The organism is Nostoc sp. FACHB-133, assembly GCF_014698055.1.
Classification (GTDB): Bacteria; Cyanobacteriota; Cyanobacteriia; order Cyanobacteriales; family Nostocaceae; genus Nostoc.
The window spans coordinates 1-9,735 of record NZ_JACJSH010000117.1 but is presented as its reverse complement, the minus strand read 5'-3'; the positions used below and the strand labels follow the sequence as shown (position 1 = coordinate 9,735).

The window sequence follows — 9,735 nt, the reverse complement described above, 5'->3', positions numbered from 1 at the left end:
TATTGCCCTGCGTCCCTCTGAATCCCTGCAAGCTCAAATTAACACTCTGGTAGAAAAAAATCGGACGGTAGGTTTAACCGCAACAGAAGAGCAGCAATGGCTTGGGTATCAATATTTAGAGCATATTGTCAGAGCGATCGTGGGTATCTTGCAACAGCACTTCGGCACGAGACTTGAGAATATCCGCAATTTGACTGAAGGCAAGCGCTGCGGTTAATAACTGTGCCTCCAAGGGTAAATTCTCTAGCTCGGCATCCAAACAATCCCACATAGCATCAAGGGAAGAAGTTGGTGGAGATTCAGACAACTCATCTAATACATCCCAGATTGTCATATCAAATTCAAAATTCAAAATTCAAAATTCAAAATTATTCAAAGTATTTTACTTATCGAGTTAAATTACAAGTTTCTCCTCCTACTTTTTATATATCAATAATTTTTAATTTTGAATTAATAATTTTGAATTAGAGCGAAGCAAATGATGTTCCAGACCTTATTAGTTGTTTGTATAGAACCCTGCCTACTCCAGGCTTTTCATCTAAAATTTTACAGAGATTAACAATTCTTACTGCAAAGTTAAATGTTCTATCTGTAATATGCTGATGTTGATTCATTATTATAAAAGTTGCCTTTATAATAATTATCCTATCTTGTTTAGTACGTAATTACTAATAATTTTGAATTTTGAATTTGGAATTACTATTCTGGATTTAACGGGCAAGATCGCACTGGGCAGTAGCTTGAGGTAATCTCAAACATATCCTTATATTGATATAGTGAAATACCGTATTGTTTAGCAAAAGACTGCAACACCTGATCTGTATAGGTGCGGATCTTTTAGGAAGATGGAGAGGAAGTCAAACAACTAATGCTGTTGCAAAAGCTCTATTGGCTGACTCTAATAATTGTCTGTCTCGTCCTTCTTTACTTCCCCAATATTAGACCTGAATCCTTACATTTTAACTTCTACACATATAGATAATTTTTGCAGAGGCTGAAAGATTGATGCTATCGTCCAAACTTCTAGCAAATGTGATCAAACAAGCCCAACAACTGCATTTAGCTATCTGCTTTTCCATACACTTGGCGCAGAACGAGCGCAAAATCCTGAATGGCTCGTTTTCCATCTCCAGCAAAGACTGAATCGTGCATTGTTGCGATTGCTACTAGTAACTGGATTTGGGTCACGCCTTTTAACTGGGTTTCGGCTTCTCGTGTTTTGACAACAAAATAACTTTGCGCTGCGGCTATCTCTGGTTTTCAGGGGTCGCCATTCATTGCTGTTAACAAAGCGGACGCATCATGTCAAAATTGATAGCTTTGAAATTTTCCATCATTAGGTTGAAAAGCACTAAATTTTTGTAATGTGAGTTTAAAATTAAAACATTGTTAAGTAGAATCTCGTAATTTTTAAGTAATCAACTAAATTTCTATCTGTATTACTAAAGAGAGATGTTAAAATATTTTTTAAACTCATAATAAATATACAAACGTAAGAAAAGTTTATCTCCATGCTGATGTAAAAATGATAATCGCAGGCATTACCATTCCCGATAGCAAAATCGCTCGTGAAGTGACAGAATTGATCAAAGATACTGAATCTGAACTGCTATTTCATCACTCGACTCGCGTGTATTTGTTTGGTGCCCTTGCTGGAATACGCAAAGGGCTAAAGTTTGATCCCGAATTGCTGTATATTGGTGCAATGTTTCACGACATCGGACTAACCCAGGCATACCGTCACTCGATGGAAAGATTCGAGGTCGATGGGGCAAATGCGGCACGGGACTTTATGCGTCGCCACCAAATTCCACAAGACTCGATCGACTTGGTTTGGGATGCGATCGCGCTGCACACGACACCAGGAATTCCCCAACACAAAAAGCCAGAAGTTGCCCTGGTGACAGCTGGGGTGGAGATGGATGTTGTAGGTCTCGGCTTTTCGGAGTTTACACCTGAACAACGTGAACAAGTAATCGCCATGCACCCGCGTGGTAACCACTTTAAGGAAAACATCATTCAGGCTTTTGCTGATGGAATGAAACATCGACCTGAAACCACGTTTGGCACACTTAATGCTGATATTCTTGAGCGGATGGACCCAACTTACAAGCGAGTAAACTTTTGCAGCGTCATCCTCGAATCCAATTGGCAAGACTGAACCCTCTATATCTGAATGGTACTAAGAAAAGCTCTAAGCTATCGTCCATCGTTGCGGCAAGCTTATCCTTTAAGTCACACATTGTTCTGCGATCGCTCAATTTAGACCACTCAAGTTAGTTGAGTTAAAACGCGACTTAATCATTCGGAATCGAGGAAAGTAACAGCAAGTGAGCCGGCAGTTGTTAGACTTGATATGCTTTAGGTGATCTGCGTCATGAAATAATTCTGGATTGTCCTGCTCAGGCACATAAAGTTGAGTGATATCGGTGCAATGGGTGCGTCTTACTCGTCTTCCAGTGTGGTCAGGTTCTCTTCATTGGTATCGACGATAAAGACGGCTAGCAAGCGCAGGGGTTGAGTATCACTGGCATTTGCGCTCTTGAGATGATGATCGCCAGGTAGTTCAAAAAAGTTCTCACCAGCGTGATACACCTGCTCTGGATGATCATTGATTTTGCTACGAATTGCACCTTCCAGAACTGTTGCATAGATAAAAGCCGAGGCTGCATGGGTATGTGCAGGTGTTGAGCCACCTGGCGGATATTCGACCAGCAAGCCTTTCACACTCTTTCCTGACACATTGGGAAGGGCGTGTTCAAAAACCAGCGTTACCTTAGACGTATCAGCAGATAAATCATTGGCTGAAGCTGCAAATACGGGTAGAGTTGCGAATATGGAGAGCGCTATAAATATGGAGAGAGTGATGAATGCAACTCGCGAGAAAAATCTAGTAAACACTTCCGTTCTCCTTGCGTGAATACAAACTGGTGGATATAAATCCGCCTGATTTGCCCTCATGCTGAATCAAGCAGATCGCGGATTAGACAGGTGTAGGCTGAGTTGAGCGGGAGCAAAATTCAGCAGTTGCCGGATGTTGGGCTTTGTGTCCTCAACTCAACCTATGTCAGTATTGAATTCTCATTGCTGATCTTTAACAGTTACCGATTATCAGTTTCATCCTCCGGGAGAAATACCATACCGTTTGGTGGAAAGCATTGGTGTCAGTAAAACCTCACTGTTCATTGGCGATGAAACCATGCTGCTCTGGCAGGTGGCAGGTTTGCCTTTACCCAAGAGCTACGGTGGTGTCAACCACCCATTCCAATGATCGCGGCTGAAAATTCAGTTCGCGTTTTGCTTTGGCATTCGATGCACCTCGCATCTGAGTTTGGTAGTAAACAAAGTCCGCGCCACCCTCCATTTTCAGAGCATCTTCAACTGATACCTGTGGTGGTGGGGGAGCATTCAGTGATCGCGCAAAGGCAGGGAGCCATTCGCGCACTGCTAAAGGCTGATCATCGACAATCAAATAAACCCCAGGATTGCCCTGCTCTACTGCTGCAACGGTGGCGATCGCTGCATCCTCAATGTGTATCCACGACCAGACACCATCACCATTGCCCACAATGGGAAACTGTTGCTGCCGCACCTGTTGCCCGACATCGCCATCTGCGTTGAACCAAGTGCCGGGGCCGTAGAAGAAACCATAGCGTAAAGCGATTCCTTCCAGATCAGGCGTTTGCAGTAAAAGACGTTCAGTCTCAATGACGAGGCGAACATCTGTGGCAACGGCGGGGGGGGCATCAACCGATAACGGGGTTTCCTCATCTGCCAATCCAACACCGGGGATTCCCCAGAAGGCCATCGACTGTTTCAGAAAACGGCGCACCCCTGCTGCCTTTGCTGCCGCCAGCACATTGCCACCACCTTCCGACCGAATCCGCATATTTAAAGCCTCTGTCGCATTCATGGATTCGCGGGTGTAAGTTCTGGGCAGAGCGGTGAGTTGTTCAATCACAACTTCAGGTTGAGCGTGGGCGATCGCAGCTTTAACTGCATCTGCGTCGAATACATCTGCGAGCGCTGGTTCGATTCCCTGTGCCGCTAATGATTGCGCTCTTTCTTGGGTGCGGGTCAGCGCGACAACATTGTGTCCTCTGGCAAGTAATTGGTTGAGCGTTGGGCGACCGATTGCGCCTGTTCCTCCGGCAACAAAAACCTTCATCTGTAAATCCTCCAAAACTTGTTGACTAGTACGGCACTACATTGCGTTAATAGCGGAAGTGGTAGAGGGGATGAGATAGTAGCTCCTCTACTTCAATACCCATTTCCGAATGGCACTAAGAAAAGGGAAAATCGTTGAGGCAGCTCTTGTGCAGAGGAGCGGAGGGGCAGGGGAGAAAGAAGAAGGAAGAAGCATACGGACAGAAAACTTGAGGCATACGGAAAGAAGCAAGAGAAATTCTCCTCTGCCCCTCTGCACCCCTGCTCCTCTGCAATCCTTACGCCGCCTACCCTTCAGCTTAACTTAGTGCCATTCACCCATTTCCTTGTCGTGAACTTCGCTTCTTTCCTTAAGCGATTAATTTTGTCACTGTAAGGATAAAATGAGCAACTTTGAAAGCATAAAGCAAGCAATTTGCTCAACTTATGCTTTCAGTGACAACACCAAACTCGGCTACAACACAAAATAATATACCCTTATCTTTTATCCGACATCAACTACGATAAAAACTACTTTTCCCCAGACACAACACTTTCACCAATATGCGATCGCTGACTGAGCATATTGGCAACGAAAAAGAAACTATTGCGCTGCCGATGAATTTTGGTTATCCCTGGTATCGCTTGTAATGCCTAAGTCAAGCAATACACAGGTGAAGTGCTAACTTTTAATTATAATTAGCCGTAACTTATTATAAGCACAATGCAACTATAGCTTTGACTTGGTGCAAAAATAGTTTACAAAAGCTGCTCAGGCGGTTGCCATAATATTGGTTCAGCGAAGAGACAGAGGCAGAGGTATTGCTGCCAATATTGCATTCGGGAAAACTTTTCTCCCTGAAGCGGTTCCTGTCCCTCAATTTCTAAGATTCGGATCATGGATAATTACAACCGCCTTGATGCAGAACCGTCTGGGAATACAAATTGCCTGCTTTAATTACAAAAATCATCAACGCGGATATCCCGCCAGACATCAGACACTTGCCAGCCGGAATTGCCCACAGATTGTACTGGAGGATTATCAAGCAATGGAACATAGTCAGGAACTCTAGGCTCTGAAATCGCTACTGGTTTCTCCTCAACCTCAACCACAGGGGCTGGAGAATTGACAGTATTAGCTTTTTGAAGTTGGTCTTCTGCTTCTTCGATTAACTTCATCTGTCTCAGGGTGAGCTTGTCGGATTTTTTGATGATTTTCTTAATATCTGTATCATTAGAAGTTTTCATTGGCTGTTCCCTTGAAGGCATTGGCTTAAAATTTGAATGAGTAAATTTGGGAGAAGATGAGTATTAATAATTGCACGGAATTAATAAGGTACACCAAAACTATGGAAAATACGAGTCTCTTGCTGAAGAATTTATTAATTGTGTACAAATCTGTTTTCGGGTAGATGCCTCAGGATAATCTGTTGCACAGATGCAAGTATTAAGCGTAGGCGTAGCTCGCCGCAGGCATCGCTTCTTTCCTTATAACTGTACTTCAAAATTGTTTTGCGGTTTTGACTCCTAATGAGCAGATAATAGATGGTTGAGAGTTCTCGCTCATTAGGAACAGGGTTGAGAAACTTATCAGGTCAATGTTTGGAGTTGTCAACCTGTTCAGAAAGCGTCAATAAAAAGGCGAGGTTAGTTGCTGTTTTAAGCGCGTGGCGTGCGTTGGCGGGTATAAAAGCAAAGACTCCAGATTCTAGAACAATCTCTTGATCTTCCAGTGTCAGCACGCCTTGTCCTTCAATTACATTCACAGTCGCATTGCGAGGATTGGTATGTTCTGCAATGGTCGATTCTGCCGCCAGAGACATCAGCGTATAGCGGCAGTTTTCATCTTCTAGCAGAACCTTACTTTTAGCTCCATGCTGGGGATACTCAATGATGTCCGCCCAACGAATTTTGTTTATCTTCAATGAGAGTATGCTTGTAGTCATGAGATGATTCCTTTGTTGCAGAGAGATTAATTTGAGCGACAATGACACTTATAGATTAGACTTCTTTCAGAAGTGGGGAAGGGGGAAAGAGAAAATGAATAAGAAAAAACCTTTCTCCTTTTACATGAACCCTTTTCCCACAAGAGTGTCTGTATTGAATTATGGAAAGACAATTTTGGCGATTGGCGCATGACCTAAGAAAATATAGGCAGCCGATTTCAGCACACTTTCAGAATAGATAATCTTTTGAATGTCCAGGCTGGGCGCTCGTTTGCAAGTATGTAGCGTAGGCGTAGCTCGCCGCAGGCATTGCTTCCAGCAGGCGGTTACGCCATCGCAAAAAAAGTGAGGCTATCCTACCTGAACTTCCTCCTCAGTTTGAACCGGGAGCTAAAGCCGCTTTTAGATTTGCTTCCTCGACCTCCGCAAAATTCCTTATTCGTTTCCTTATTTTTTACTAGAACATAAAACATCGAATACTTCTTGTATCTTGCTAGGTAAATAAGTTCAATTTCATCTACCACTTTTGAATGTTTTATCAGAAGAAGAAAATCTTATTTACTTACTCAATGGCAGAAGTTTTTGATGGTCGTTCTCGTCCAACATAGGGAGTTTCAGTCAGAAATTATTTCCATTGTTTCCTCAATCCATTGGCTACAGTGTACACACAAGTCTTGAAATCCCACTTAAAAATTAGTTTCGTTGCCCTAATCCGCCACTTTTGAAAAGCTGGCTAGCAAATATTTACATAAAACTTACACTAGCAACTAACACCACAGCCAGACGAAAAAAGTTGTTGGTTTAACTATAACAGGACTTACAACCAAACAACCCGATCTTCCCTATTTCAATATGGTAGTTAAAAGAGGAGTTAAACAAGAAAGTACTAATAAGCTTATCCTTGTCTGCGATGATGTTGTAGACAACTGCTTTTTCTTCCAAACTCTTTTAGAAATGGAGGGTTATGAAGTTGAAATTGTAGAGTCTGGAGCGGCAGCACTAGTTTTCCTTGAATCCAAAATACCTGATCTACTTCTACTAGATGTGATGATGCCAGAAATGGATGGGTACGAAGTCGCTCGGCGCATTCAAAACAACCCAATTTTACAAATTCTAACTATTTTGTTAATTACGGCAAACGAAGAGGCGTTTTTTAGAGAAGAGCCTGATGTCAATGTGGCTGGAGTTATCCGAAAGCCCGTTGACCCGGATGCATTAATAAAATACGTCCAAGCAGCTCTACAGCTTGGGCATCATTTAGACGATTGAAGTTGAAAGTGCCTAGGGGAAGGAGACGAGCTTTATCGTTAAGTTGCCTAAACTTCCCTATTAAGGTAGGGGAAACGCACCTTATTTCTTAACAAAAACTAATAAGAATCTCAAAATTATCTAGATAATCACAATACCTGATGATTTGATAAATAAAATAAATCAACAGTGACCAAAATTATAAATTAGCTTATTTCCAACCAAGTAACTCTTTATTAGTACTAAAAAACTTCCTGATTAGGCACAAAAAAAGAATTACTCCTTGAAAGGAAGTAAAATTTTTCACTGGAATATTAAACTGAACCGTTTATAATTCAGTTTAGGCTAAGGATAAAACCCTTTCTAAATAATTGTTATCCAACCCAGCGAGAAACTGTTTATTTTTTATTCCACGTTTAACACGCTTCTCTTGAGTTAGGAGATTGACTGCAATTTGCCGTAATATTGTGAAATTCTGCGGAGCATTATCTTTCCTAATTCGACAATCATCTTCTTTTAAAGCTACATCCAATACCCAATGTAATGAATTTTCAATTCCCCAATGACTGCGAATAGAATTACCAAACTGTTTAGCATTTGACTCAAGACTACTGATAAAATAACGAATTTCAACCGTTGTTTCACCATTTAATGAACGGACAGATTCTACCATTCCAACACTGTTTAAGTTTGACCAAATTGAATCTGAGTTAAGCCAAGATTCAATTTGAGATAACATTACGTAATTGCGGATTTCATGACGACCATGCCCTGTTTCTTCTGTTTTATACGTGCTATGTGCAATCCCTTCAAAACCTGTGGCTATCCCTGAAGCGAATAGCTTTTCAACTTCATCATAAAGGTTGCCTTGGTTCTTCTTTAATGCAATTACATAATCTGCATTTTGCTGTGTTATGAGCTTTACAATTTCTTTCTGGCAACCAATTGCATCAATTGTCACAATACATCCAGATAGTTCTAATACCTTTAATAGTTCTGGAATAGCTGTAATTTCATTCGATTTCTCATCTACTTTTACTTGTCCCAGAACTAATTTATTTGTAGTTGCCCAGGCGCTTACCATTATAATTGCACTTTGGTCACTCTTCTTATCATAAGAACCACGTAATGTTTTCCCATCAAGCGCAACGACTTCACCATTAGTCATTTTCTGTATTGATTTCATCCAATTCAGGAAACATGACTGAAACTCTTGAGGATTTATTTGTGCAAATACCCGCGCGAATGTATCGTGGGATGGAATCCCATTTGGTAATTCTAAAAATGTTTTCAACCATTCATACTTCCCACAACCATAAGTCTCGATTCCTACCCATCCATCTGCTCCACAAATCACTGCACATACAGCAATGGTCATAATATCGATTAAATTGTGCCGTTTAGTACGGTCTATTCGTGGGTCTTCTATCATTCCAAAATGGTCAGCAATTGTGATTTTCGGCTTAAGCTTCATGGAGAGGAGCAGGGAAAAGGTAATTCTTCTTTAGAGCTTTTATGAGAATATCACGTTCGATAAAAAGCAACCGACTGTTACCTCTAAATATCCGCATCATAATGATTATCATTTTTGGAGGATATATGTTTGATTTTATGAAAGTACTATGGGGTACAGCTTTTGTGCATTCTCCTTTTATATATACTCATCAATATTTAGATGCGTTTGCCCTGGCACCACTGAGGTTAGCTCCTCTCAGATTTCCCTTTCTTAAATAAACTTAATTTGATGCTAAAAGAAAAATTTGAAGAACTTATGAGGTGGTTTTGTTTTCCTCACAACTTTCTCAAATTTGTTACCTAACCTAAAAGATATCTTGTAAGCGGCGGTCAGTTATGGCTACTATGAATCAAATCAAAACAAGATTCCGAAATTGTGCTGAAGCAGGTCAACAACTAGCGAACAAACTGACAGATTACGCCCAATATGGTTCGGTTAAGCTCAAAAACAGGTAGACTGAGGGCTGTCACCTAAGTGTACTTACGTCATATCATTGAAGTGACCTGGTGCTTTTCCTCCTGGAATCTGGCACACAGGATCAGTTTCTTGGTTGAACTGAGACTGTCTGCTGTTAAGCCTGCTCAAATGATCGCTCAACTCCTGCTTAGTTCAGTGTTGTTGAAAGGAGCATTGAACTCCCATACAATTTATGTCTCCTGAGTCACCCGTCCCCAAGGATACATCCGACTCACTCCCCGTCAAACCAGACTCGGAGCCAAATCAGCCATCCCAAACCAATGCTCCTTTTCCAGTGGTGGGAATTGCCGCTTCTGCTGGGGGGCTAGAGGCATTTACGGAACTGATCCGCCATTTGCCAACGGATACGGGCATGGCGTTTGTGCTAATTCAGCATTTGTCTCCTGATCATGAAAGCCTGCT

11 protein-coding genes are annotated in these 9,735 nt (G+C 41.7%); 3 read left to right on the top strand and 8 right to left on the bottom strand.

The annotated features are described in order from the left end of the window. Positions 1–115 precede the first annotated feature (115 nt). On the bottom strand, positions 116–352 hold the full coding sequence (locus tag H6G86_RS36765; protein ID WP_190938499.1) for a hypothetical protein: 237 nt from the start codon (positions 350–352) through the stop codon (positions 116–118). A gap of 707 nt (positions 353–1,059) precedes the next feature. Then, a complete protein-coding gene (locus tag H6G86_RS39795; RefSeq protein WP_277883716.1) occupies positions 1,060–1,188 on the bottom strand; it encodes a hypothetical protein in 129 nt (42 codons plus the stop codon). Between the two features lie 337 nt (positions 1,189–1,525). Between H6G86_RS39795 and H6G86_RS36760 the strand changes: the two genes are divergently transcribed. Next, positions 1,526–2,161, top strand: a complete 636-nt coding sequence (locus H6G86_RS36760; RefSeq protein ID WP_190938498.1) for an HD domain-containing protein — start codon at positions 1,526–1,528, stop codon at positions 2,159–2,161. Between the two features lie 284 nt (positions 2,162–2,445). Here H6G86_RS36760 and H6G86_RS36755 read toward each other — a convergent pair whose 3' ends face one another. From H6G86_RS36755 to H6G86_RS36735, 5 genes are all read right to left on the bottom strand, one after another. Further along, complete coding sequence (locus H6G86_RS36755) at positions 2,446–2,901, bottom strand: cupin domain-containing protein (RefSeq protein ID WP_313931625.1); 456 nt, start codon at positions 2,899–2,901, stop codon at positions 2,446–2,448. A gap of 328 nt (positions 2,902–3,229) precedes the next feature. Beyond that, the gene (locus tag H6G86_RS36750) at positions 3,230–4,168 is read right to left on the bottom strand and encodes an NAD-dependent epimerase/dehydratase family protein (RefSeq protein ID WP_190938497.1); all 939 of its coding nucleotides are present in this window, start codon (positions 4,166–4,168) and stop codon (positions 3,230–3,232) included. Positions 4,169–4,905: 737 nt separating this feature from the next. Next, positions 4,906–5,046, bottom strand: a complete 141-nt coding sequence (locus H6G86_RS36745; RefSeq protein ID WP_190938496.1) for a hypothetical protein — start codon at positions 5,044–5,046, stop codon at positions 4,906–4,908. 54 nt (positions 5,047–5,100) lie between these two features. Further along, complete coding sequence (locus H6G86_RS36740; RefSeq protein ID WP_190938495.1) at positions 5,101–5,394, bottom strand: hypothetical protein; 294 nt, start codon at positions 5,392–5,394, stop codon at positions 5,101–5,103. 347 nt (positions 5,395–5,741) lie between these two features. Then, the gene (locus H6G86_RS36735) at positions 5,742–6,092 is read right to left on the bottom strand and encodes a cupin domain-containing protein (protein ID WP_190938494.1); all 351 of its coding nucleotides are present in this window, start codon (positions 6,090–6,092) and stop codon (positions 5,742–5,744) included. A gap of 852 nt (positions 6,093–6,944) precedes the next feature. Here H6G86_RS36735 and H6G86_RS36730 point away from each other — a divergent pair. Continuing rightward, positions 6,945–7,361, top strand: a complete 417-nt coding sequence (locus H6G86_RS36730) for a response regulator (protein WP_190938493.1) — start codon at positions 6,945–6,947, stop codon at positions 7,359–7,361. 319 nt (positions 7,362–7,680) lie between these two features. On the opposite strand, the gene H6G86_RS36725 is transcribed toward H6G86_RS36730, so the two are convergent. Beyond that, a complete protein-coding gene (locus tag H6G86_RS36725) occupies positions 7,681–8,814 on the bottom strand; it encodes an ISAs1 family transposase (protein ID WP_190938492.1) in 1,134 nt (377 codons plus the stop codon). A 691-nt stretch (positions 8,815–9,505) separates the two neighbouring features. Between H6G86_RS36725 and H6G86_RS36720 the strand changes: the two genes are divergently transcribed. After that, positions 9,506–9,735 (top strand): chemotaxis protein CheB (locus tag H6G86_RS36720; RefSeq protein ID WP_190938491.1); only part of this gene is annotated, 230 nt, incomplete at its 3' end.

Bases quoted from the DNA above. Each gene is read 5' to 3' on its own strand.
- H6G86_RS36750 (WP_190938497.1), bottom strand. From the start codon at position 4,168: ATGAAGGTTTTTGTTGCCGGAGGAACAGGCGCAATCGGTCGCCCAACG.
- H6G86_RS36745 (WP_190938496.1), bottom strand. From the start codon at position 5,046: ATGATCCGAATCTTAGAAATTGAGGGACAGGAACCGCTTCAGGGAGAA.
- H6G86_RS36730 (WP_190938493.1), top strand. From the start codon at position 6,945: ATGGTAGTTAAAAGAGGAGTTAAACAAGAAAGTACTAATAAGCTTATC.
- H6G86_RS36740 (WP_190938495.1), bottom strand. From the start codon at position 5,394: ATGAAAACTTCTAATGATACAGATATTAAGAAAATCATCAAAAAATCC.
- H6G86_RS36735 (WP_190938494.1), bottom strand. From the start codon at position 6,092: ATGACTACAAGCATACTCTCATTGAAGATAAACAAAATTCGTTGGGCG.
- H6G86_RS36725 (WP_190938492.1), bottom strand. From the start codon at position 8,814: ATGAAGCTTAAGCCGAAAATCACAATTGCTGACCATTTTGGAATGATA.
- H6G86_RS36760 (WP_190938498.1), top strand. From the start codon at position 1,526: ATGATAATCGCAGGCATTACCATTCCCGATAGCAAAATCGCTCGTGAA.